23 protein-coding genes are annotated in these 23408 nt (G+C 62.7%); 13 read left to right on the forward strand and 10 right to left on the reverse strand.

All coding sequences use genetic code 11. The features are described 5' to 3' along the window. Positions 1-24: 24 nt before the first annotated feature. Positions 25-816: a dienelactone hydrolase family protein gene (locus VXM67_RS07985; RefSeq protein ID WP_023379123.1), complete on the reverse strand. Its 792-nt coding sequence runs from the start codon at positions 814-816 to the stop codon at positions 25-27. A 129-nt stretch (positions 817-945) separates the two neighbouring features. Between VXM67_RS07985 and VXM67_RS07990 the strand changes: the two genes are divergently transcribed. The 5 genes from VXM67_RS07990 (at position 946) to VXM67_RS08010 (ending at position 6202) form a co-directional block, all read left to right on the forward strand. After that, entirely contained in the window at positions 946-1551 is a 606-nt protein-coding gene (locus tag VXM67_RS07990) for an outer membrane beta-barrel protein (protein WP_023379125.1), read from the forward strand. Between the two features lie 144 nt (positions 1552-1695). Next, positions 1696-2373: a response regulator gene (locus VXM67_RS07995; protein ID WP_023379127.1), complete on the forward strand. Its 678-nt coding sequence runs from the start codon at positions 1696-1698 to the stop codon at positions 2371-2373. Then, positions 2370-3716, forward strand: coding sequence for an ATP-binding protein (locus VXM67_RS08000; protein ID WP_023379129.1), 1347 nt, complete (start codon positions 2370-2372; stop codon positions 3714-3716). Before VXM67_RS07995 ends, VXM67_RS08000 begins: the two co-directional genes overlap by 4 nt. A 316-nt stretch (positions 3717-4032) precedes the next feature. Further along, entirely contained in the window at positions 4033-5355 is a 1323-nt protein-coding gene (locus tag VXM67_RS08005; RefSeq protein WP_023379130.1) for a dicarboxylate/amino acid:cation symporter, read from the forward strand. 229 nt (positions 5356-5584) lie between these two features. Continuing rightward, the gene (locus tag VXM67_RS08010; protein WP_023379131.1) at positions 5585-6202 is read left to right on the forward strand and encodes a calcium-binding protein; all 618 of its coding nucleotides are present in this window, start codon (positions 5585-5587) and stop codon (positions 6200-6202) included. Between the two features lie 47 nt (positions 6203-6249). Here the strand turns inward: VXM67_RS08010 and VXM67_RS08015 are convergent, their stop codons facing one another. Both VXM67_RS08015 and VXM67_RS08020 read right to left on the reverse strand, forming a co-directional pair. Further along, positions 6250-6744, reverse strand: coding sequence for a SprT family zinc-dependent metalloprotease (locus VXM67_RS08015; protein WP_023379132.1), 495 nt, complete (start codon positions 6742-6744; stop codon positions 6250-6252). A 127-nt stretch (positions 6745-6871) separates the two neighbouring features. Further along, entirely contained in the window at positions 6872-7471 is a 600-nt protein-coding gene (locus tag VXM67_RS08020; protein ID WP_023379133.1) for a Yip1 family protein, read from the reverse strand. 284 nt (positions 7472-7755) lie between these two features. Between VXM67_RS08020 and ttcA the strand changes: the two genes are divergently transcribed. Both ttcA and VXM67_RS08030 read left to right on the forward strand, forming a co-directional pair. Continuing rightward, positions 7756-8580: a tRNA 2-thiocytidine(32) synthetase TtcA gene (ttcA, locus tag VXM67_RS08025; protein WP_023379134.1), complete on the forward strand. Its 825-nt coding sequence runs from the start codon at positions 7756-7758 to the stop codon at positions 8578-8580. Between the two features lie 4 nt (positions 8581-8584). Then, positions 8585-9256, forward strand: a complete 672-nt coding sequence (locus VXM67_RS08030; protein ID WP_023379136.1) for a DNA-3-methyladenine glycosylase I — start codon at positions 8585-8587, stop codon at positions 9254-9256. 32 nt (positions 9257-9288) lie between these two features. Here VXM67_RS08030 and VXM67_RS08035 read toward each other — a convergent pair whose 3' ends face one another. The 3 genes from VXM67_RS08035 to arsC are packed head-to-tail and all read right to left on the reverse strand — an operon-like array spanning position 9289 to position 10650. Next, entirely contained in the window at positions 9289-9702 is a 414-nt protein-coding gene (locus VXM67_RS08035) for a DUF2069 domain-containing protein (protein WP_023379138.1), read from the reverse strand. Continuing rightward, positions 9695-10300 carry an NAD(P)H:quinone oxidoreductase gene (wrbA, locus tag VXM67_RS08040; protein WP_023379139.1) on the reverse strand — a complete coding sequence of 202 codons (606 nt, stop codon included), beginning with the start codon at positions 10298-10300 and terminating at the stop codon, positions 9695-9697. Before wrbA ends, VXM67_RS08035 begins: the two co-directional genes overlap by 8 nt. After that, positions 10297-10650 carry an arsenate reductase (glutaredoxin) gene (gene arsC, locus VXM67_RS08045; RefSeq protein ID WP_023379141.1) on the reverse strand — a complete coding sequence of 118 codons (354 nt, stop codon included), beginning with the start codon at positions 10648-10650 and terminating at the stop codon, positions 10297-10299. The genes wrbA and arsC overlap by 4 nt, the downstream gene beginning before the upstream one ends. Positions 10651-10735: 85 nt before the next feature. Here arsC and VXM67_RS08050 point away from each other — a divergent pair, with 85 nt between their 5' ends. After that, positions 10736-11200 carry a TlpA disulfide reductase family protein gene (locus VXM67_RS08050; RefSeq protein ID WP_023379143.1) on the forward strand — a complete coding sequence of 155 codons (465 nt, stop codon included), beginning with the start codon at positions 10736-10738 and terminating at the stop codon, positions 11198-11200. Between the two features lie 56 nt (positions 11201-11256). On the opposite strand, the gene VXM67_RS08055 is transcribed toward VXM67_RS08050, so the two are convergent. The 4 genes from VXM67_RS08055 to VXM67_RS08070 all read right to left on the reverse strand — a co-directional run bounded on the left by VXM67_RS08055 (position 11257) and on the right by VXM67_RS08070 (position 16172). Beyond that, on the reverse strand, positions 11257-11661 hold the full coding sequence (locus tag VXM67_RS08055) for an META domain-containing protein (protein WP_023379145.1): 405 nt from the start codon (positions 11659-11661) through the stop codon (positions 11257-11259). Beyond that, entirely contained in the window at positions 11658-12095 is a 438-nt protein-coding gene (locus VXM67_RS08060) for a hypothetical protein (RefSeq protein ID WP_023379147.1), read from the reverse strand. Before VXM67_RS08060 ends, VXM67_RS08055 begins: the two co-directional genes overlap by 4 nt. 31 nt (positions 12096-12126) lie before the next feature. Further along, on the reverse strand, positions 12127-13116 hold the full coding sequence (locus VXM67_RS08065) for a 2-hydroxyacid dehydrogenase (RefSeq protein WP_367237585.1): 990 nt from the start codon (positions 13114-13116) through the stop codon (positions 12127-12129). Between the two features lie 299 nt (positions 13117-13415). Further along, complete coding sequence (locus VXM67_RS08070) at positions 13416-16172, reverse strand: response regulator (RefSeq protein ID WP_041925442.1); 2757 nt, start codon at positions 16170-16172, stop codon at positions 13416-13418. Positions 16173-16368: 196 nt separating this feature from the next. Between VXM67_RS08070 and VXM67_RS08075 the strand changes: the two genes are divergently transcribed. The 5 genes from VXM67_RS08075 (at position 16369) to relA (ending at position 23297) form a co-directional block, all read left to right on the forward strand. Further along, entirely contained in the window at positions 16369-17085 is a 717-nt protein-coding gene (locus VXM67_RS08075) for a response regulator transcription factor (protein ID WP_023379152.1), read from the forward strand. A 3-nt stretch (positions 17086-17088) separates the two neighbouring features. Beyond that, the gene (locus VXM67_RS08080) at positions 17089-18465 is read left to right on the forward strand and encodes a histidine kinase sensor domain-containing protein (RefSeq protein ID WP_367237586.1); all 1377 of its coding nucleotides are present in this window, start codon (positions 17089-17091) and stop codon (positions 18463-18465) included. A gap of 239 nt (positions 18466-18704) precedes the next feature. Next, entirely contained in the window at positions 18705-19604 is a 900-nt protein-coding gene (gene cysM / locus VXM67_RS08085) for a cysteine synthase CysM (RefSeq protein ID WP_027906902.1), read from the forward strand. After that, on the forward strand, positions 19604-20962 hold the full coding sequence (gene rlmD, locus VXM67_RS08090; protein ID WP_027906901.1) for a 23S rRNA (uracil(1939)-C(5))-methyltransferase RlmD: 1359 nt from the start codon (positions 19604-19606) through the stop codon (positions 20960-20962). Before cysM ends, rlmD begins: the two co-directional genes overlap by 1 nt. 97 nt (positions 20963-21059) lie before the next feature. Continuing rightward, positions 21060-23297 (forward strand): GTP diphosphokinase, encoded by a 2238-nt coding sequence (relA, locus tag VXM67_RS08095; protein WP_023379156.1) that lies wholly within the window; start codon positions 21060-21062, stop codon positions 23295-23297. Positions 23298-23408 lie beyond the last annotated feature (111 nt).

Consider the following 23408-nt stretch of genomic DNA (forward strand, 5'->3'; position numbering starts at 1 on the left):
GCGCTGGTTCGGCCCCAACAATCCTCAATCAAACGCCTTCTTGAAAAACGCCTGCATGTCCGCCCACGAGCTTTCGTCCGCCGCCTTGTTGTAGCCGATGTCCGGCCCGCCATGCTCACCATGGCTCATGCGGTCTGCGTCGGGGTTGGTGAAGCCGTGCTTGGCGCCTTGGATGGTGACGAATTCGTAACTGACCCCGGCCCTGTCCATTTCCTCCTTGAACGCCGTGACCTGTTGCTCGGTGACGATGCTGTCGGCCGCGCCGTGCTCGACCAGGATCTTGGCCCTGACCACGCCGGGCTTGGCTGGTGTCTGGGTGGCCAGCGGACCATGGAAACTCACCACCCCATCGAGTTTCTCCCCACGCCGTGCGGCGTCGAGCACCACCTTGCCGCCGAAGCAGTAGCCGATGGCGGCCAATTGGTGCTTGTTGGTGTTCGGCTGAATCTTCAGCAGTTCCAGACCCGCGTCGAAGCGCTTGATGGCACCCTCGGGGTCCTTCATCGCGGCCTCGAGGAAGGCCTTGGCCTCATCCGGATGCTCGGTGTGCTTGCCATCGCCATACATGTCGATGGCCAGCGCGTTGTAGCCCAAGGCAGCCAGGTCACGAGCCCGGCGCTTGGCGTAATCGTTCAGCCCCCACCACTCGTGCACCACCAGAATACCCGGGCGCTTGCCTTCGACGGCATCGTCATAGGCGTAGTAGCCAATCAGGCGATTGCCGTCGGTATCCTGGTAGGGGATCTCACGGGTCTGTACCGCCGCCTGGGCCACGGCGGCGCTGCACAACAGGGTCAAAGCCAGCAGGGCACGCATGCTCAGTACTCCTTGTTCAGCAAACGGTTCGTTCAGCCCTGGTTCAGCCAGGGTTCAGCCGCGGTTCAGGGCGCTCTGCTTACTCTAGCTTCCAGACAGAAACAGCGCACCCAACTGGAGTACGAATCCATGAAAACGCTCAATTCCCTGATTGCCGCCATGGCCGTTTGCGCCGCAGGTTTCACCGTGACCGCCCAGGCCGACGACAACTTCGCCAGCCTGACCTATGGCCAGACCAGCGACAAGGTCCGCAAGTCCGGCCTGCTGCAAAGCAACACCGACCACCTCAATGCCGACGGCATCATCGGCAAGGACGACACCTGGGGCGTGCGCCTGGGGCGGATCAACGACCAGGGCCGCTACTACATGACCTACGACAACGTCTCGGGTGACCACAGCGGTTACAAGCTTCGCCAGGAAAACCTGCTCGGCAGCTACGACCTGTTCCTCCCGGTGGGAGATACCACCAAGTTGTTCGGTGGCGCCAGCGCGGGCATGACCAAGCTCACGCAGGACTCCCCGGGTGCCCGTCGTGACACGGACTACGGCTACGCGGTCGGCTTGCAGGCCGGTGTGATCCAGGAGCTGACCGATAGGGCTTCGGTTGAACTGGGCTACCGTTATCTGCGCAGCAATGCCAGCACCGAAGTCGGCGACCATGGTGGGCCTAAGGATGGCACCCTGCGCCTGACCAGTAGCGCCCAGACGTACCTGTCGGCCAACTACAAGTTCTGAAGACCGTTGCATGTCGCATCACTGGTAATCTGTAGCAGCCTGATCGCCGGCAAGCCGGCTCCTGCAGGGACAGCACCGCCCTGGTAGGAGCCGGCTTGCCGGCGATAGGGGCGCTACAAGCAGCAAATGACAAGGAGAACCCCCATGAAACTGCTGGTGGTCGAGGACGAAGCGCTGCTGCGCCATCACCTGCACACCCGCCTGGGCGAGAGCGGCCATGTGGTCCAGGCCGTGGCCGATGCCGAAGAGGCGCTGTACCAAGCCGGGCAATACCACTTCGACCTGGCCATCGTCGACCTGGGCTTGCCGGGCATGAGCGGGCTTGAGTTGATCGGCCGGTTGCGCGGCCAGGACAAGACCTTCCCCATTCTCATCCTCACCGCGCGCGGCAACTGGCAGGACAAGGTCGAAGGCCTGGCCGCCGGTGCCGACGACTATCTGGTCAAGCCGTTTCAGTTCGAAGAGCTGGAGGCACGCCTGAACGCCTTGTTGCGTCGCTCCAGTGGTTTCACCCAATCCACCATTGCCGCCGGGCCGCTGGTGCTGGATCTCAACCGCAAGCAGGCCACCCTGGACGACAACCCCTTGAGCCTGACGGCCTACGAGTACCGTATTCTCGAGTACCTCATGCGCCATCATCAGCAGGTGGTGGCCAAGGATCGGCTGATGGAGCAGCTCTACCCGGATGACGAAGAGCGCGACCCGAACGTTATAGAAGTGCTGGTCGGTCGCCTGCGTCGCAAGCTCGAGGGGGATCGTGGGTTCAAACCGATCGATACGGTACGCGGGCTGGGCTACCTGTTCACCGAGCGCTGCCGATGATTCGTTCACTGCGGGTGCGCCTGATGCTGGCAGCGGCATTGCTGGCACTGCTGTTCATGCTGGCGTTGCTACCGGCGCTGCAGAAGGCGTTCAGCCTGGCGCTGCAGGAATCCATCGAGCAGCGTCTGGCGTCGGATGTGACCACGCTGATTTCCGCGGCTCGCATCGAGCACGGCCAATTGCAGATGCCGACGCTGTTGCCGGACGAGCGCTACAACCTGCCGTACACCGGATTGCTGGGCTACATCTTCGACCGGAGCGGCCAGTTGGTCTGGCGCTCGCGCGCCACGGCCGACCAGAACATCAATTACCAACCGCGCTATGACGGGCGTGGCAACGAATTCGCGCGTATTCGCCAGCGCGATGGCGAGGAGTTTTTCGTCTACGACGTGGAAATCAAGTTGCTCGGCGGCCAGAGCGCGGCCTACAGCATTGTCGCCTTGCAGCCAGTGCGCGAGTACCAGCACACCCTCGATGGCCTACGCGAAAAGCTCTACCTGGGCTTCGGTGCGGCCTTGCTGGCCTTGCTCGGGTTGCTCTGGGCGGGTTTGACCTGGGGCCTGCGCTCGTTGCGCAGGCTCAGTCACGAGCTGGATGAGGTGGAGGCGGGCACGCGTGACGGGCTCAGCGCTGAGCATCCCCGCGAGCTGTTGCGCCTGACCGGGTCGCTCAACCGCTTGCTGCGCAGCGAGCGTGAGCAGCGCCAGCGCTACCGCGACTCACTGGGCGACCTGGCGCACAGCCTCAAGACTCCGCTGGCAGTCTTGCAAGGGGTGGGCGAAAGCCTTGGGCAGGGCAGTGGCGAGCGCGAGCAGGGGCGGGTCTTGCAAAGCCAGATCGAGCGCATGAGCCAGCAGATCGACTACCAGCTGCAACGCGCCAGCCTGCGCAAGAGTGGCCTGGTGCGCCACAAGGTCCTGCTGCGGCCGGTGCTCGACAGCCTGTGCAGCACGTTGGACAAGGTCTATCGGGACAAGCGTGTGCACGTTGACCTGGACCTTGCCGAGCAGGCGTTCGTGCCGATGGAACAGGGTGCCTTGCTGGAGTTGCTCGGTAACCTCTTGGAGAACGCCTACCGGCTATGCCTGGGCAACGTCCGCGTAAGCCTTCGGGAAGCCCCAGGGCAATTGGTGCTGTGCGTCGAGGACGATGGGCCCGGCGTACCGGCAGATCAGCACCAGCGCATTCTGCAGCGCGGAGAGCGGTTGGACCGCCAGCATCCGGGGCAAGGTATCGGGTTGGCGGTGGCCAAGGACATCATCGACAGCTATGACGCGCAGCTGAGCCTGGAGGCGTCGGCGCTGGGGGGCGCAGCGTTCCTGATCATCTTCCGGCTTGATTGAGCCGCTGGCAGTGCCGGCCCCATCGCCGGTGCGGGCGGATTCCCGCCAACCACCCTGTTCAAATTCCGCCATCGGGCGGAAATCCGCCAGGCCTTCCGGATTTTTCTGCCCTGCTCTTGGGCGTTTTCACCTCGTGAATACAGGGTTTGCACCCATCATGGGCATTTTGGCATCGCCCTTGCTATTGGACTTGTCAGAGGCCTGCCCAGGCAGCTCGAACACAACGACAAATCCCTCCGGGTGCAGGAGGGTTAGCGATTCAGGTGCCCCGACACCCTGGGAAGGGTGAAGCCGGCACACTTGAGGAAAATTAGCCATGACGACACGTCAGCCGCTGTACAAGTCCCTGTATGTCCAGGTGATCGTTGCCATCACCATCGGCATCCTGCTCGGCCATTTCTACCCCGAAACCGGCGTCGCCCTTAAGCCTTTGGGTGATGGTTTCGTCAAACTGATCAAGATGGTCATCGCGCCCATCATCTTCTGCACCGTGGTCAGCGGTATCGCCGGCATGCAGAGCATGAAGTCGGTCGGCAAGACCGGCGGCTACGCGCTGCTGTACTTTGAAATCGTTTCCACCATCGCCCTGATCATCGGCCTGGTAGTCGTCAACGTAGTCAAGCCGGGCGCAGGCATGCACGTCGACGTCAGCACCTTGAATGCCAGCAGCGTGGCCGCCTATGCCGCCGCCGGCGCGCAGCAGACGACGGTCGGCTTCTTGCTGAACATCATTCCGAACACCATCGTCGGCGCCTTCGCCAACGGCGATATTCTGCAAGTGCTGATGTTCTCGGTGCTGTTCGGCTTCGCCCTGCACCGCCTGGGCAGCTACGGCAAGCCGGTGCTGGACCTGATCGACCGCTTCGCCCATGTCATGTTCAACATCATCAACATGATCATGAAGCTGGCGCCGGTCGGTGCATTCGGCGCCATGGCCTTCACCATCGGTCAATACGGTGTGGGTTCGCTGGTACAGCTGGGCTACCTGATGGCCTGCTTCTACATCACCTGCCTGCTGTTCATCCTCATCGTGCTGGGCGGCATCTGCCGTGCCCACGGCTTCAGCATCCTCAAGCTGATTCGCTACATCCGTGAAGAGCTGCTGATCGTACTGGGTACTTCCTCTTCGGAGTCGGCCCTGCCACGCATGCTGGCCAAGATGGAGCGTCTGGGCGCCAAGAAGTCGGTAGTCGGCTTGGTCATCCCGACCGGTTATTCGTTCAACCTCGATGGCACCTCCATCTACTTGACCATGGCTGCGGTGTTCATCGCCCAGGCTACTGACACCACCATGGATATCACCCATCAGATCACCTTGCTGCTGGTGCTGCTGGTGGCTTCGAAAGGTGCCGCGGGCGTAACCGGATCGGGCTTCATCGTCCTGGCGGCCACCCTGTCGGCTGTTGGCCACCTGCCAGTTGCCGGCCTGGCGCTGATCCTCGGTATCGACCGCTTCATGTCCGAAGCCCGCGCCCTGACCAACCTGATCGGCAACGCCGTCGCCACCGTGGTCGTGGCAAAATGGGTCAAGGAAATGGACAACGACACCCTGGCCGCCGAACTGGCATCCGGCGGTGCGCCGCTGATCGACACTCGTCCGACCGACGACTTGGGTGTGGCTGAAGGCCCGGCCCGTTGATCGAGCGCTTGTAGTGTTGAAAAGCCCATCTTCGGATGGGCTTTTTTTGTTCTGTTTTTAGGGGGGAAATGTCCTACCCGAGAAGTGTGTTTTTCGCGCCTGTACGTCCGATTGGTTACCTGATGTCTGTCAGCCGTTGTTGCTAGATTCGACCTCACTGCAATGGCAACGCGAACGTTGTTTCGCATTACAGCAGGTTAAATTTTCGGCTTTACAGGAATTCAAGGTAATGACTCAATCCAATGATCTGAATAACCACACCGACAGTGTACTTGTCGGTGGCAAGGGCAATGACCGTCTGGTGGGCGGAGATGACGCCGACGTCATCCTCGGTAAAGGTGGCGACGATGAGCTGGAAGGTGGCGACGGTCCTGACGTCCTGCGTGGCGGCAAGGGTAGCGACGTGATCGACGGCGGCAAGGGCCACGATTACCTGCATGGCGGCAAGGATGACGATGTCCTGATCGGCGACACTGGCAACGATGTCATCTTCGGCGGCCAGGGCGATGATGCGATCGAAGGTGGGCCTGGCACCGATATTCTCAGTGGTGGCAGGGGGGCTGATCTGTTCGTGTTCGCCAAGCTGGTGGACATGGGCGTTGGCCAGAAGCGCGATATCATCACCGACTTCAACGGTGCCGAGGGTGATCGCGTCGATCTGCGAGGCTTGGCGCAATCCTCGGGGCTGGAGTCCCTGACCTACATTGGCAGCGAAGCGTTCACCGACAAAGGTCAGATCCGTTTCGAAAACGAAATACTGTCGGGCAGCATCCATGGCCCCCAGGTAGATTTCGAGATTCAATTGGTCGGTGTGAAGACCTTCACCGCTGACGATCTGCTGCTCTGATCGCAAGCCCCACGGCAACTGGACGAGACGTTTCGCTGCCGCCGGGGTCACTCGACGCGGGTTTCCCCGCTGTAGACCAGGATTTCCCGGCACCGCCGGCACAGATAACGCCGACCCTGGCGCACCAGCTTGTGCCGCTGGGCGGTGAACGGGAAATCACTCCCCGGGCACGGGCACCGATAGATGTACCGTGTCGCCACCCGCCGCTGCACTTCATAGTTATGGCACCGATGAGGGGGCAGTTCATACACCCCGCGCATGATCAACTGCCATTCCTCGCCATGGGCCTGGATCCGGTCCCCGAACAATTGATGAGCGACCAGGTGCGCCACTTCGTGCGCCACGGTCTGGCGCAGGAAGTCTTCCTGGTTCTCACGGTACAGTTGAAGGTTGAAGCGCAGCAGGTTCTCGTGCAGGTGGGCGACGCCAGCTTTCTGCCCGCGCAGCTTGAAACTGACTTCGGGGCGTGCAAAGGGGCGTTTGAAGAAGGCTTCGGCTTGCTGGTAACAGGTTTCGACGCGTTGTTTGAGCAGCTCTGGCATGGCGGGGTGGTTCTCCTGACCGGGCATTATGCCGCAAGCAAAAGCGGCTTGCCGAGCCGCCGGTCAGCAGACAGCCAAAGGCCGCCTTGCGGCGGCCCTTGGTTTGATGCCCCAGTGTTGGTTGGATCTAGTTGGTGTAAACGGGCCCCACGCCCAAGCCCCAGATGATGACCGTGGCGGCCATGATAGCCACCAGGACCACCAGCCCCACTGCCAATACCGAACTCGAGAACAGGAAGCCCTCGTCGGGCGGTATGTTCATGAAGGTCGGCAAGCCGACATACAACAAGTAGACGGTGTAGCAGATGGCCGCGGTGCCGATCAGCATGCCCAGCCACAGGTGCGGGTAGAGTGCCGCCAGGCCGCCGAGGAACAGGGGGGTCGCGGTGTAGGTGGCAAAGGCGATGCATTGCGCCATGGAAGGGTTGGCGTCGTAGGTGCGGGCCATCCAGTGAATGAAGGCGCCCATCACCGCCACCCCGGCGAGCATCGCCAGGTAGGACATGATGCTCATCCACAGCGCGCTTTCCATGGTCAGCATCACCGCCGGCCTGTCGCCGATGACCCAACCGACCTGGGTAGTGCCGATGAATGCCGATACGGCAGGGATCGCTGCCAGGATCAAAGTGTGTGTCAGGTACATGTGGCTGATGCTTTCTTCCTCGCCACGAATTTCCCGCCATTCCTGGTCGGGATGAGTAAACAGCCCAACAACGTGATGAATCATGCCGGTCACTCCTCTCAATGTTGCCAACCGCCCCCCAAATGGAGCGCAAGCGGCCTGAGGCCTGAACACCGATGCAAGCGGTAATGTGGCCTTAAGTCGCAGTATAGGAAGCCGTTCCACGCACAAAACCGACTTTTTAGAGCAAATTGCGCTGTCAAGACGGGTGTTGATTACCTTGGGGCCTTTATCGGAATTGCATGTCTTTCACTGGCTAAGCCCTACGCCCAGGCTCGGTTTGTGCGTAAAATAGCCGGCTTTTGTCACACCTCGCGGATCCAAGCGCTATGGGCACCCTCTCGGTCAACCAGAACAAACTGCAAAAACGCCTGCGTCGCCTCGCTGGCGAAGCCATCACCGACTACAACATGATCGAGGATGGCGACAAGGTCATGGTCTGCCTGTCCGGCGGCAAGGACAGCTACACCATGCTCGACGTTCTGTTGCACCTGCAGAAGGTGGCGCCGATCAAGTTCGAGATCGTCGCGGTGAACATGGACCAGAAGCAGCCAGGCTTCCCGGAGCACGTGTTGCCGGCCTACCTGAAGGCGCTGGGCGTCGAGTACCACATCGTCGAGAAGGACACCTACTCGGTGGTCAAGGAGTTGGTGCCAGAGGGCAAGACCACCTGCTCCCTGTGCTCGCGCCTGCGCCGTGGCACCCTGTACACCTTCGCTGACGAGATCGGCGCGACCAAGATGGCCCTGGGCCATCATCGCGACGATATCGTCGAAACCTTCTTCCTCAACATGTTCTTCAACGGCGCCCTCAAGGGCATGCCGCCCAAGCTGCGTGCCGACGATGGCCGCAATGTGGTGATACGCCCATTGGCCTATTGCAGCGAGAAGGACATCCAGGCCTACTCCGACATGAAGGCGTTCCCGATCATCCCGTGCAACCTGTGTGGTTCGCAGGAAAACCTGCAACGCCAGGTGGTCAAGGACATGCTGGTGGAATGGGAGCGCAAGCACCCTGGTCGTACCGAGAGCATCTTCCGTGCATTGCAGAACGTGGCGCCCTCGCAGCTGGCCGACCGCAACCTGTTCGACTTCACCAGCCTGAAGATCGACGAGAACGCCACCCCGCGCTTCCTCGACGTGCTGAACATCTGAGCCCATGCGCGACTACCAGTGGCTGCACACATACTGCCTGAACCGCTTCGGCTCGGCCCAGGCGCTGGAGACGTTCCTGCCACAGCCCAAGTCGCCGGAGCAGTTGCGTGACATCAGCGATGACCGCTACCTGTCGACCCTGGCCCTGCGGGTGTTCCGTGCTGGACTGAAGCACAGCCTGGTGGATGCCAAGTGGCCGGCTTTCGAGCAGGTGTTCTTTGGCTTCGACCCAGAGAAGGTCGTGCTGATGGGGGCCGAGCACTTGGAGCGGTTGATGCAGGACGAGCGCATCATCCGCCACCTGGGCAAGCTCAAGAGCGTGCCACGCAATGCGCAGATGATCCTGGACGTGCAGAAGGACAAGGGCAGCTTCGGTGCGTTCATCGCCGACTGGCCGGTAACCGACATCGTTGGTTTGTGGAAGTACCTGGCCAAGCATGGCAATCAGTTGGGCGGCCTTTCGGCGCCGCGTTTTCTGCGGATGGTGGGCAAGGATACGTTCATCCCCACCGAGGATATGTCAGCGGCATTGATTGCCCAGGGCATCATCGACAAGGCGCCGACCAGTCAGCGAGACCTGGCGTTGGTGCAGCAAGCGTTCAACCAGTGGCACGAAGAGAGCGGGCGGCCATTGTGCCAGCTGTCGGTGATGCTGGCGCATACCGTGAATCATTGAGGCTTTCGGGGCCGCACGGCGGCCCCTGAAATTCAGCTCCCTTCGCCAGCAAGGCGCCGCTCATGCTGGAACTTCCAGCGTACAAACAGCAGGCCGCTGACGAACAACCCCAGGCTCACCAGCACCTCGACCCAGCCAAACAGCGCTCGGGCTGGGTCGAACGCTGCCAGCACCCCTTTGATGAAATAGAGGTTCACCACGAAGCAGGTCCAGGCATGCGCCCGGGCACTGCCCTTCAGCATGCCCGGCAGCAGCAACAGCAGGGGAACCAGTTCGATGGCCAGAATCACCCCGACCCGCGCCCCGTGCAGGTTGGCGAAGAACAAATTGTTCACCGCCAACAGCGTGATCAGGCCAAGGAAAAACGCCAGGCTCAGCGCCCGCGTCAAGCGCAGGCGAGGCTCCAGCCAGGCCAGTGGCGGCAGAACCTTGGGTTTTTTAGCCACGCGCGGCCTCCAGGGCCTTGGCAGTGGTCGCCAGGCGTTGGCCAAGGGCTCGGCACAGGGCGATCTCGTGCTCGTCCAGTTCGCGCTTGCCATCGGCACCGGCATGGTGGCTGGCGCCATATGGCGTGCCGCCTCCGCGGGTCTCGAGCAGCGCCGACTCACTGTAGGGCAGGCCCATCACCAGCATGCCGTGGTGCATCAGCGGCAGCATCATCGACAACAGTGTGGTTTCCTGGCCGCCATGCAGGCTGGCGGTGGAGGTGAACACGCCGGCCGGTTTGCCGACCAGTTCTCCGCCCAGCCACAGGCTGCTGGTGCCGTCGAGGAAGTACTTCAGCGGTGCGGCCATGTTGCCGAAACGGGTCGGGCTGCCCAGCACCAGGCCGGCGCAATGGCGCAGATCGTCCAGGGTGGCGTACAGTGCGCCGCTGGCCGGGATGTCTGGGGCCACAGCCTCGCATTCGGTGGAGATCGCCGGTACGGTGCGCAGGCGCGCCTCCATGCCGGCCATTTCGACACCGCGCGCGACATGTCGGGCCATCTCGCTGGTCGAGCCATGACGGCTGTAATACAGCACCAGAACGTAGGGTTCACTCACGGCAGAATCTCCAGGACTTTCTCGGGTGGCCGGCCGACCACGGCTTTGTCACCGGCGACCAGAATCGGGCGCTCGATCAATTTCGGGTGCTGGACCATCGCGTCGATCAACTGGGCATCGGTGAGTGCCTGGTTGGCCAGGTCAAGGGCCTTGTACTCCTCCTCGCCAGTACGCAGCAATTGGCGCGGGGCGATGCCCAGCTTGCCCAGCAGTGCCTTGAGGGTAGCGGCATCCGGCGGTGTTTCCAGGTAGCGAACGATGGTTGGCGCGAAGCCTCGTGCTTCGAGCAGTTCCAAGGCGCCGCGGGATTTTGAGCAGCGCGGGTTATGATAGAGCGTCAAGTCAGTCATGTTGGTTCGCATCCAGCGGGGTGTGGCAGCTATTCTAACCGCAGCGACTGACCCATTTGCTTGAAACTTCGAGAAGGATTGACCCATGGCAAGGCGTTTGGCAGCAGTACTGGCCATCACCGCGAGCCTGTTGCTCGGTGGTTGCGGTGCCGACTACGGCGTGGACCAAAATGGCAAGATGGTGAAGGCCGAGCAGATCGACGGGCACTGGGTGGTGCTCAATTACTGGGCGGAGTGGTGTGGTCCGTGCCGGACCGAAATTCCAGAGCTCAACGCCGCGGCCAAGCAATGGGCGAGCGAGGGTATCAAGGTGGTGGGCGTCAACTTCGATGGCTTGCAGGGGCAGGACCTGAAGCAGGCCGCCGAGACGCTCGGCATCGCTTTCACCGTGCTGGCCCAGGACCCAGCCGAACGTTATGACCTGCCGCGTAGCGAGGCGTTGCCGGTGACCTACATCATCGACGACAAGGGCAAGGTGCGTGAGCAATTGATGGGCGAGCAGACCCTCGAAGGGTTGCAGGCCAAGATCAAGGCGCTCAAGGGCGCTTGATGCAGGCCAGTGCCCGCCCTATCGCCGGTTGGCTGGCGATAGGGCGGGTGTTGCCATCAACCTTCCTCAGGCCAGAAACGCAGCGGCTTGCCCTCGGCCGGCCAGAAACGCATCTGTTCGATGGGCGATACATCCCAGCGTTGCACCGTCTCCAGAGCCTGCAGGAAACGTTTTTCCTGCTCCATCAATGCGGGCGCGCATAGTTTGCGGGTCTTGCCGACCTTGCCAAAGCGCAGTTGCTGGCCATCGAGGGTATAGGGTGCGAACCAGTGGTTGCAGCCTGCGTTGCCATAGGCACGGCCGTCGCTGGCCAAGGTCAGGGTCAGGTGGCTGTAGTCGATCAGCGGGCGTTCACCGATCCACTCCAGCACATAACTGCGCTCCTGCTGCAGCTGCGAAGGTTCGGTGGCACAGCCGAGCAGGCCGGTGGCAATCAGCGCGCCGGTCAGCAGATTCTTCACTCGGCGCTCTCCTGGCAACGCGGGCACAGGTGCTTGTCGCCACGGCTGGCCCAACCCAGCTCTGCGATGCGGGCGCTGGCCGCCGGTTGACGGGCTTTCTTGCCCAGCTTGGCGTCCACGGCGAACTCGAAGTCCAGCACGGCGTCGCAGTGATCGCAGGCGACCTGCCAAGTGAGGATCTCCAGCTCATTGAACACCGGGCCGCTGGCCACGGCGACCCATTGGCCGCGCGGATTGATCAGGTGGCGCACGCTTTCCACGGTCAGGCGCATGGACAGGTCCTTGCTGCCTTTGAGGGTGACCAGCAGAACGTCATCCTTGTGCATCGAACCGCCGTTGCCAGTGACCTGGTAACGGCCCGGCACCAGGGCGCGGCATTCGATCAGGGTGTGTTGCGGATTGAAAAGGGTGTAGCGGAAATCGTGTTCGACCATGGGTCCTCCAGAAATGCCGCGTATCCTAGCATCAACCCGAGACCAGATTCTGCGGATTGCCTGCCGCCCAGCGGATGATATTTTCCAGGGTGGTCGCGGCGATGGCGTCCAGCGCTTCGCGGGTCAGAAACGCCTGGTGCGCGGTGACGATCACGTTAGGGAAGGTCAGCAAGCGTGCCAGCACATCGTCCTGCAGCGGCTGGTCGGAACGGTCTTCGAAGAACAGCTGTGCTTCCTCTTCATAGACATCAAGCCCCAGGTAGCCAAGCTGGCCGCGCTTGAGTGCGTCGATCAGCGCAGGGGTGTCGACCAGGGCGCCGCGACCGGTGTTGATCAGCATCGCGCCGGGTTGCAGTTGGGCGAGGCTTTGGGCATTGATCAGGTGTTTGGTTTGCTCCGTCAGCGGGCAGTGAAGGCTGATGATTCGCGCTTGTTTCAACAGATCGGGCAGCGCCATGTAGCGTGCGCCCAGAGCCTGCAGTTCGGGATTGGGGAAAGGGTCGTAGGCCAGCAGTTGGCAACCGAACCCGGCCATGATGCGGGCAAAGGCGGTGCCGATCTGTCCGGTGCCCACCACGCCGACGGTCTTGCCGTACAGGTCGAAGCCAGTCAGGCCATGCAGGGTGAAATCGCCTTCGCGGGTGCGGTTGTAGGCCCGGTGCAGGCGGCGGTTGAGCGCCAATACCAGGGCCACGGCATGCTCGGCCACGGCGTGTGGTGAATAGGCCGGTACCCTCACCACGGTCAGGCCCAGGCGTTGGGCGGCGGTCAGGTCGACATGGTTGTAGCCAGCCGAACGCAGGGCGATCAGGCGGGTGCCGCCAGCGGCCAGGCGCTCCAGTACCCGCGCGTCGAGTTCGTCGTTGATGAAGGCACAGACCACTTCGAAACCTTGTGCGAGCGGGGCGGTGTCGAGGGTCAGTCGGGCAGATCGGAAGTTCAGGTCCAGGGCCGTTTCAGCGGCGGCCTGGGTGAAGCTTTCCTGGTCGTAGTGCTGGCTGCTGAACAACAGTGCGCGCATGGTTGGCGTCCTTTGTGAGCGTTTGCTTGGTTTCTCGGGTGTTGGGTAGATTGAGCGCCGCCCACGCGGCGCATCGCGAGCAAGGCTCGCTCCTACGTTTGTTTAGGGCCAATTATGTCTGTGCCGGACGCGCGCGACCGCCTGGTTTGTACAATCCGAAAACGGTCGCGCGCAAAGCCCACAGGATTCATTGGCCTGAAACAAACGTAGGAGCGAGCCTTGCTCGCGATGCGCCGCGTGGGCGGCGCTCGCTCTCAAAAACGCCACAACCCCGTCGCCAAACCCCATCCCCGAACCACTCAGGCGCTGAGCCGCGCCTGGGCCGCCAGGCGGATGATCGCCCCATCCAGCTCGTCCAATGCCTGCTCCGCCTGTGGGTGGTCCTGCTTGAGCAGGGTCTCGCTGCGCTGGCACGCCGCCCGCAACTGCGGCACCCCGCAATAGCGCGAGGCGCCGTTGAGCCGGTGCACCTGTTCGATCAGCGCCAACTGATCCTCGGCCTCTCGCGCCGCGCGGATCGCTTCGCGGTCGTCTTCCAGCGAGGCTAGCAACATTGCCAGCATGTCGGCGGCAAGGTCGGGCTTGCCAGCCGCCAGGCGCAAACCTTCCTCGGGGTCCAGCACCGGCAGCTCCCGGTTCTCGTCCTGTGGCTCGTCCGGCCGCTCCCGCGGTGGTGTGCCCAGGCTCATGCCGGTCCACTTCATCACCACCTGGGCCAATTGGCGTTCGCTGATCGGCTTGGTCAGGTAGTCGTCCATGCCGCTGTGCAACAGGGCGCGCTTTTCGTTGGCCATGGCGTGGGCGGTGAGGGCGACGATGGGCAGCGGGTTGCCGCTCTGGGTGTTTTCCCACAGGCGGATCTGTTCGGTACAGGCGCGACCGTCCATGCCAGGCATCTGCACGTCCATCAGCACCAGGTCGAACGGTTCGGTCTGCACGGCCTGCACCGCGGTATAACCGTTGTCCACCGCCAGCACCTCGGCCCCAAGGCCTTCGAGCAGGGTTTTCACCAACAGCAGGTTGGCTGCGTTGTCGTCGACGCACAGGATTTTCGGCTGGCGATGGCCATTGCCCGCTGCTGTTTCACTCTGCGGGCGACGTGGCTGCACCAGCTCCAGCAGCAGCCGTCGCAGCTTGCGCGTGCAGGTTGGCTTGGACAGCAACTGGCCGTGGCCATTGGGCAGGTACGGGTGGTACAGCGCCTGCTCGGTGGTGGGGCACAGCACAACGCACTGGCACTGACAGCGCTCGAACGCTTGATGGTAATGGCCCAACTGCTCTGGCGAGAGGTTGCCCAGGTTGGCACCCAGCACGGCGAACTCGAATGGCTGGCCCGCCTGGTGGGCGGCCTGTACACCTTGCAACAACTGGTCGTAGGTGGCGAACAGGCTGACGCTCAATCCGCAATCTTCCAACTGGTGCTCAAGCGCCTGGCGGGCCAGTTCGTGGCTGTCGACAATGGCGGCCCGGCGTCCCAGCAGCGGTTGCAGCGGCCGCTCTTCCATGTCGTCGTGGGCCTTGGGCAGGCTCAGGCTGATCCAGAATTGCGAGCCCTCGCCCGGAGTGCTGTCGACACCGATCTCGCCGCCCATCTGCTCGATCAGGCGCTTGGAAATCACCAGCCCAAGGCCGGTGCCTCCGGGTTGGCGTGCCAACGAGTTGTCGGCCTGGCTGAAGGCCTGGAACAGCGTGCGCACATCTTGCGGTGACAGGCCGATGCCGGTGTCCTGCACGCTGATGCGCAGTTGCGCGCTGTCCTCGTGCTCGTCCTCAAGCATGGCGCGTACGACGATGGTACCTTCGCGGGTGAACTTGATCGCATTGCTTACCAGATTGGTCAGAATCTGCTTGAGCCGCAGCGGGTCGCCGATCAGTGAGGTGGGCGTATCGCGGTAGATTAGGCTGAGCAGTTCGAGCTGCTTGGCATGGGCCGCCGGAGCGAGGATGGTCAACGTGTCCTGGACCAGGTCGCGCAGGTTGAAAGGAATGCTGTCGAGCACCAGCTTGCCAGCCTCGATCTTGGAGAAGTCGAGGATCTCGTTGATGATACCCAGCAGGTTGTCGGCTGATTTTTCGATGGTGCCCAGGTAATCCAGCTGGCGCGGGGACAGTTCACTCTTTTGCAACAGGTGGGTGAAACCGAGGATACCGTTGAGCGGCGTGCGGATTTCGTGGCTCATGTTGGCCAGGAACTCGGACTTGATGCGGCTGGCTTCGAGTGCTTCCTTGCGGGCCATGTCCAGCTCGATGTTCTGGATCTCGATGGTCTCGAGGTTCTGGCGCACGTCTTCGGTGGCCTGGTCGATGCTGTGCTGCAGTTCTTCGTGGGCGCTGTGCAGGGTCTCGGCCATGCGGTTGATGCCGTGCGCCAGCTCGTCCAGCTCGTGGCTGCCCATCGCCGGCAGGCGTTCGTCCAGGTGGCCGTCCTTGAGTTGGTTGACCGCATGCTTGATGCGCTCGATCGGGTTGTTGATGGTGCGGCTCATGCGCATCGCCAGCAGGCCGCTCAGGGCCAGGCAGGCGAGGATCAACAGCAGGCTGGTGAACAGGTTACGATAGCCGCGCAACAGGGTGCCGTCATGGGACAGCTCGATCTCGACCCAGCCCAGCAGGCGCTCGGCTTCGGCGGGCACGGCATCGGTGGCCAGGTCGCGGTGATGGCCGAATACTGGCATCAGGTAGCGGGTGGCGTCATTGCCGCTGCGTTGCAACAACTGGGTGCCAGTGCCACCGCTGGGCGCCTGATTGAGCATGCTTGGCCCAGCATGAGCCAGGCGCGTGCGGTCCGGAGCCAGGAACGCCACGGCGCGTACATCGGCTTGTTCCAGTGTCTGGGCAGCGATCCGTTCCAGTTGCGCAGGCGTGTCTCTGGCCAACGCTGGCGCGGCCAGCGGTGCCAGTTGTTCGGCGATCATCTTGCCGCGCTGGAGCAACTGGGAGCGCAACTCACTTTGCTGCAGCCAGGTGAAATAACTGCCCAGCACCAGGGCCATCAGGCTGGCGGGCAACAAGGCCAGCAGCAAGACCCGGCTTCTGATTCCCAAACGATCGAGCACACTTGCCTCCTGTCATGTGCCTGCATGCCGTCCCCAGAGGGACGGACCAAGGCGAAAAGTTACTCTGCCTGCCCGATGAATGCACTCATTAGCTTGGCTTTTCGTGCGCCGGCGCAGCGCGTTGGTCGTTGTTCGGTTGCCTTGCGGGGAGTCGATGCTCAATAATCGTCTAATTGAGAATGCATGACAGTTGCCAATGAATCCCGAAGCTATTCAATCATCCAGCATCCTCGCCATCGAGGATGACCCGGTATTAGGCGCCTACCTGCATGAAGAGCTGCAGCGCGGCGGCTTTCAGGTGACCTGGTGCCGTAACGGGCTGGAAGGTCTGGAAACTGCGGGTCGCCAGGCCTTCGACGTGGTGCTGATGGACATCCTGCTACCTGGGCTCAACGGTCTGGAAGCCTTGGCCCAGTTGCGCCGGCGCAGCACCACGCCGGTCATCCTGATGTCGGCACTGGGGGCCGAAGCCGACCGCATCAGCGGTTTTCAGCGCGGTGCCGACGACTACCTGCCCAAACCCTTCAGCATGGCCGAGCTACAGGTGCGCATCGAGGCGATCCTGCGCCGCGTGGCCCTGGAGCGTCGTCACCCGCCGCGCCAGGAGATGGCCGGAAGCGGGCTGCAGTTCGACGATAGCCGTAGCGATGTCAGCCTGGGCGGTCAGTGGGCCGGGCTTACCCCAAGTGAATACCGCCTGCTCGACCTGCTCAATCGCAACCAGGACGAGGTGCTCAGCAAGCCTTTCCTTTATCAGCAAGTGCTGCAGCGCGGTTACTCGCGCCATGACCGCAGCCTGGACATGCACGTGAGCCAGATCCGCCGCAAGCTCAAGGGCATTGGTTACCTGGAACGGCAAATTCGCACGGTCTGGGGCAAGGGATACGTGCTCAGCGTCGGTGAGATGGACTGAGCCATGCTCGACCGCCATTCGCTGTTCTGGAAGCTGGTCATCCTGTTGGTGGGTTTCTGTTTGCTGATGATTGGCCTGAGCTACACCTGGGGCCGTCACATGGAAACCCAGAACGCGTTTCTCTCAGAGCCCGCCCGCCAAACGCTGCGTGGCTATGCGTCGGAAGCCGAGCAGGCCTGGCGAAGCGCAGGCCGTGCCGGGCTGGACCTTTGGGTGGCGCAGATGCGGCAACGTGAGCAAGGTTGGATTGGCGTGCTCGACACGCGCCTGCAACCGCTGGACAGCGCCACCCTGACCCCCGATATCATGCAGCGCCTGACCCGCTTGCGCGGCGTCGACTGGCCCATGAGCCGGCGCAGTGTCGACCAGCCCTGGTTGCGCATCCCATTCCCCGGCGCGCCCGAGCAGGGCATGCTGGTGATCGAGCTGCCGGAGCGGCTGAACCCTGGCAAGTACCGCTTGCTGTGGCAGGTCGTGACCAACGGCATCATGCCTGGTCTGTTCACCCTGCTGTTGTGCGTGGGGCTTTATCGCATGCTGATCGTGCCGTTGAACCAGCTGCGCGAGCAGGCCAATGCCTGGCGCGCGGACCAGCTTGCGGCACGCCTGGACCCCCGCACCATCGCCCGTCACGATGAACTGGGCGAGCTGGCCCGTGCGTTCGACCAGATGGCCGAGCGCCTGCAAGGCACGGTGGCCTTGCAGCAACAGTTGCTGCGCGACCTGTCCCATGAAATGCGCACGCCACTGAGCCGCTTGCGGGTGGCTTGCGACGGTGAAACCGACCTGCAGCGCCTGCGGGAACGATTGGGGCGCGAAGTGGACTGCATGCAGCAGCTGGTCGAGGACACCCTGCAATTGGCCTGGCAGGACGCCGAGCGTGCCCCGATGAACCTGGAGCCGATCGAGGTTCAGGCACTGTGGGACCTGCTGGTGGAAAACGCTTGCTATGAAAGCGGTTGGGCCGCCGCCCGGATGCATTGCGAACTGCCCCGCAGTTGCTGGGTTAAGGGCAACCTCAATCATTTGGCCCAGGCCCTGGAAAACATGCTGCGCAATGCCATCCGCCACTCGCCGGAAAACGGCCAGGTGCGCCTGGGTGGCCAGCGCGAAGGCGGTCATTGGCGGCTGTGGCTGGAAGACGACGGCGGTGGTGTTGCCGAACAGGATCTGGAGCGGATCTTCGCGCCGTTTTCCCGGCTCGAGGGTTCCCGGCCCGGCGATGGCGGGTTCGGCCTGGGGTTGAGCATCGCCCGCAGTGCGATCCAGCGCCAGGGCGGCACTTTGTGGGCCGAGAACGGCAAGCGCGGGCTCAGGCTGTGCATGCGTTTGCCGGTGCAGGCGACAACCCCATCCCGACGGCTGGCGGAGTCGCATTGACCTCAATCCTCGTGCAGGGGCCGGCTTGCCGGCGATGAGGTCGAAACCGTCAGATGACCGTTGTTCCCACGGTGATCATGCTGACAGGTATAGAATGCCCCTACGGGTGAGCGGGTTCACCCGCGAAGCAATGCTGGGGTTATAGCTTGTAGCTATACCGACTACAGATTGCGTGATATGGCCAAGCCGGGTTTGCCGGTATGATAGGCGCCCCTGCCGTCCGGACTGTGAAATACGCCATGACCTTGCAGTACCCAACCATCGCCGATTGCGTCGGCAATACGCCTCTGGTTCGCCTGCAGCGCATCGCTGGCGAAACCAGCAATACCCTCCTGCTCAAGCTCGAAGGCAACAATCCCGCTGGCTCGGTCAAGGACCGTCCGGCCCTGTCGATGATCACCCGCGCCGAACTGCGCGGCCAGATCAAGCCAGGCGACACGCTGATCGAGGCGACCTCGGGCAACACCGGTATCGCCCTGGCCATGGCGGCAGCCATCAAGGGTTACAAGATGATCCTGATCATGCCGGACAATTCCACCGCCGAGCGCAAGGCCGCGATGACCGCCTATGGCGCCGAGCTGATCCTGGTGAGCAAGGAGGAGGGCATGGAAGGTGCCCGCGACCTCGCCGAGAAATTGCAGGCCGAAGGCCGCGGCCTGGTCCTGGACCAATTCGCCAACGGCGACAACCCTATCGCCCACTACACCAGCACCGGTCCGGAAATCTGGCAGCAGACCCAAGGCACCATCACCCATTTCGTCAGTTCGATGGGCACCACCGGTACCATCATGGGCTGCTCGCAGTACCTCAAGGAACAGAATCCGGCGGTGCAGATCATCGGTCTGCAACCGATGGAAGGTTCCGCCATTCCAGGCATTCGCCGCTGGCCTGAGGAGTACCTGCCGAAGATCTTCGATGCGACCCGCGTCGACCGTGTGGTGGACATGTCCCAGCAAGAAGCCGAGGAAACCACCCGCCGCCTTGCCCGTGAAGAGGGCATTTTCTGCGGCGTGTCATCCGGTGGTGCGGTCGCGGCCATGCTGCGCCTGTCCCGTGAGCTGGAAAACGCGGTGATGGTGGCGATCATCTGTGACCGCGGTGACCGTTACCTGTCCACCGGCCTGTTCGACGCAACCTGATGTCCAAGAAAAAAAGCAACAGCGGCCTGCGCTTCCAGCCGGCCGGCGGCAACCGTACCCCACAGGTTCCCGTGGGCAAGAAGCAGCGTCTGGACATCGAGCGCCTGGCCGGTGACGGCCGTGGCATCGCTTTCCATGACGGGCGGACCTGGTTCGTCAGTGGCGCCCTGGCCGGGGAAGCGGTCGAAGCGCGGGTACTCAATGCCCGCGGCAAGGTGGTCGAAGCACGTCTTGAACGTGTGCTGCAGGCCAGCCCGGAACGCCGGCAGGCGCCGTGCCGCCATTACGCACGCTGCGGTGGCTGCAACCTGCAACACCTGCCCCATGAGGCGCAGTTGGCGCTCAAGCAGCGCACCCTGGCCGAACAACTGCAACGGGTGGCCGGCGTGCAGCCCGAGCAATGGGCCGCGCCGCTGAGCGGACCGGAATTCGGCTACCGCCGTCGTGCGCGGGTGGCCGTGCGCTGGGACGTCAAGACGCGCCAGCTGGAAGTCGGATTCCGCGCCGAAGCCAGCCAGGACATCGTCGCCATCGACGACTGTGCGGTGCTGGTACAGCCTTTGCAGTCCATTGTGCGCCACCTGCCGACCGTACTGCGGTCGTTGAGCAAACCCCAGGCCATTGGCCATGTGGAGTTGTTCAGTGGCACCGCCGAGGCGCTGCTGGTACGCCATGTGGCACCGTTGCCAGCCGACGACCTGAGCCGTTTGCAGGCGTTCTGCGATGAGGCCAAGGCGCAGCTGTGGCTGCAGGGCGAAGGCGAGCCGGCGCCGGTGCAGGCCGCTACGACACTGGGGTTCGTCCTTGAGCCATGGCAGCTCGAGCTTGCCTGGCGGCCGGGGGACTTCGTGCAGGTCAATGCCCAGGTCAATACGGCGATGATCGAGCAGGCACTGGCCTGGCTGGCGCCGCAAGCTGACGAGCGGGTGCTTGACCTGTTCTGTGGCCTGGGCAACTTCGCCTTGCCACTGGCTCGGCAGGCGCGGGAAGTGGTGGCAGTGGAAGGTGTACAGGCCATGGTCGATCGGGCCGAGGCCAATGCCCGGAACAACAATGTGCATAACGCACGGTTTTTTCAGGCCGATTTATCGCAGCCTTTGGCAGGCGCCGGATGGGCCGCCGAAGGCTTTTCTGCGGTACTCTTGGATCCACCGCGTGACGGTGCCTACGAGGTCGTGCAAGACATCGCACGCCTCAAGGCACGGCGGCTGGTCTATGTTTCGTGCAATCCGGCCACGTTGGCGCGAGACGCCCAGGTGCTGGTCGGCCAGGGGTACCGGTTAAAAAGGGCCGGGATTCTCGACATGTTTCCTCAGACGGCGCATGTCGAGGCCATGGCGTTATTCGAAGTGGGTTAGCCAAGCTGGCCCCTTGGTGCGGCTTCCATGGAGTGGAAGGCGTACGGTGATAGCCAGTGCACCCGCGAGGTGCGCTGTATGGAAAGGTAGAAAAAAGATGGTACAGGTGAGAGTGCACCAGCCGGTCAACACTGACGGCAGTATCAATCTCGAAGCATGGCTGGATCATGTGGTGAGCGTCGATTCGGCGTTGGATCGCGTGGCGCTCAAGGAGGCCTGCGAGTTCGCCCAGGAAATCGAGAAGAAGGGCAACCCGGCCAAGCATTCCTGGGCCGACGGTACGTCCAGCTTCCAGGCCGGCCTGGAAATTGCCGAAATCCTTGCGGACCTCAAACTCGACCAGGACTCCCTGGTGGCGGCGGTCATCTACCGCTCGGTGCGTGAAGGCAAGGTTACCTTGGCCGAAGTCGGCCAGCGTTTTGGCCCGGTGGTGTCCAAGCTGATCGACGGTGTGTTGCGCATGGCGGCCATCAGCGCCAGCCTCAGCCCGCGCCAGTCGCTGGTGCTCGGCTCCCAGGCGCAGGTCGAGAACCTGCGCAAGATGCTGGTGGCCATGGTCGATGATGTGCGCGTGGCCCTGATCAAGCTGGCCGAGCGTACGTGCGCCATTCGTGCGGTGAAGTCCGCCGACGACGAAAAACGCCTGCGCGTGGCGCGTGAGGTGTTCGACATCTACGCGCCGCTGGCACATCGCCTGGGTATCGGTCACATCAAATGGGAGCTGGAGGACCTATCCTTCCGTTACCTCGAGCCCGACCAGTACAAGCAGATTGCCAAGCTCCTGCACGAGCGCCGGCTGGACCGCGAGCGCTTCATCAGCGACGTGATGAACCAACTGCAGAACGAGCTGCTCGCCACCGGCGTGAAGGCCGACATCAGCGGCCGGGCAAAACACATCTATTCGATCTGGCGCAAGATGCAGCGCAAGGGTCTGGAGTTCAGCCAGATCTACGACGTGCGCGCCGTGCGGGTGCTGGTACCGGAAGTTCGCGACTGCTACACCGCGCTGGGTATCGTCCATACCTTGTGGCGGCATATTCCCAAAGAGTTCGACGATTACATCGCCAACCCCAAGGAGAACGGCTACCGCTCGTTGCACACGGCGGTGATCGGCCCAGAAGGCAAGGTGCTGGAGGTACAGATCCGTACCCACGGCATGCACGAAGAAGCCGAGCTTGGGGTCTGCGCCCACTGGCGGTACAAGGGCACTGACGTCAAGTCCAGCTCCAACCATTACGAGGAGAAGATTTCTTGGCTGCGCCAGGTGCTCGAGTGGCATGAGGAGCTGGGCGACATCGGCGGCCTGGCCGAACAGCTGCGTGTCGACATCGAACCCGACCGGGTCTATGTATTCACCCCCGACGGCCACGCCATCGACCTGCCCAAGGGCGCCACGCCGCTGGACTTCGCCTACCGGGTGCACACCGAGATCGGTCATAACTGCCGTGGCGCCAAGATCAACGGCCGCATCGTGCCGCTCAACTACAGCCTGCAAACCGGCGAGCAGGTCGAGATCATCACCAGCAAGCATGGCAACCCAAGCCGTGACTGGTTGAACTCCAACCTGGGTTATGTGACCACTTCGCGGGCGCGGGCCAAGATCGTGCACTGGTTCAAGCTCCAGGCGCGGGACCAGAACGTGGCGGCGGGCAAGACCTTGCTCGAACGCGAGCTCAGTCGTCTGGGGCTGCCTCAGGTGGATTTCGAGCGCCTGGCCGAGAAGACCAACGTCAAGACTGCCGAAGACATGTTTGCCGCCCTTGGGGCCGGCGACCTGCGTCTGGCCCATTTGGTCAACGCTGCCCAGCAGTTGCTCGAACCCGAGCGCATCGAACAGATCGACCTGGTTTCGCGCAAGCCCGCTACCCGCAGTGGCAAGCGTGGCGACATCCAGATCCAGGGTGTCGGCAACCTGCTCACGCAGATGGCCGGGTGCTGCCAACCGCTGCCGGGCGATGCCATTGTCGGCTACATCACCCAGGGGCGTGGTGTGACCATCCACCGTCAGGACTGCGCGTCGGTGCTGCAGCTGGCCGGCCGTGAGCCGGAGCGGATGATCCAGGTCAGCTGGGGACCGATACCGGTGCAGACCTACCCGGTCGATATCGTCATCCGTGCCTACGACCGTCCGGGCCTGCTGCGGGATGTGTCGCAGGTGCTGCTCAACGAGAAGATCAACGTACTGGCGGTCAACACCCGCTCGAACAAGGAAGACAACACCGCATTGATGTCGCTGACCATCGAGATTCCTGGGTTGGATGCCCTGGGTCGCCTGTTGGGGCGGATCTCGCAGTTGCCGAACATCATCGAAACGCGGCGTAATCGAACCCCGTGAGACTCGAAGCAGGGGCCGCCATGCGGTCCCTTGCCGGCGACACGGCGCCTGCAGCCTTGGCGCTGCAGTTGTAGGCGCTGGCTTGCCAGCGATCGGGGCTTCGCCTGCGGC

Origin of the sequence: Pseudomonas sp. Rh2, from assembly GCF_040762985.1 — a bacterium.
In the GTDB taxonomy this organism is placed as follows: domain Bacteria; phylum Pseudomonadota; class Gammaproteobacteria; order Pseudomonadales; family Pseudomonadaceae; genus Aquipseudomonas; species Aquipseudomonas taiwanensis.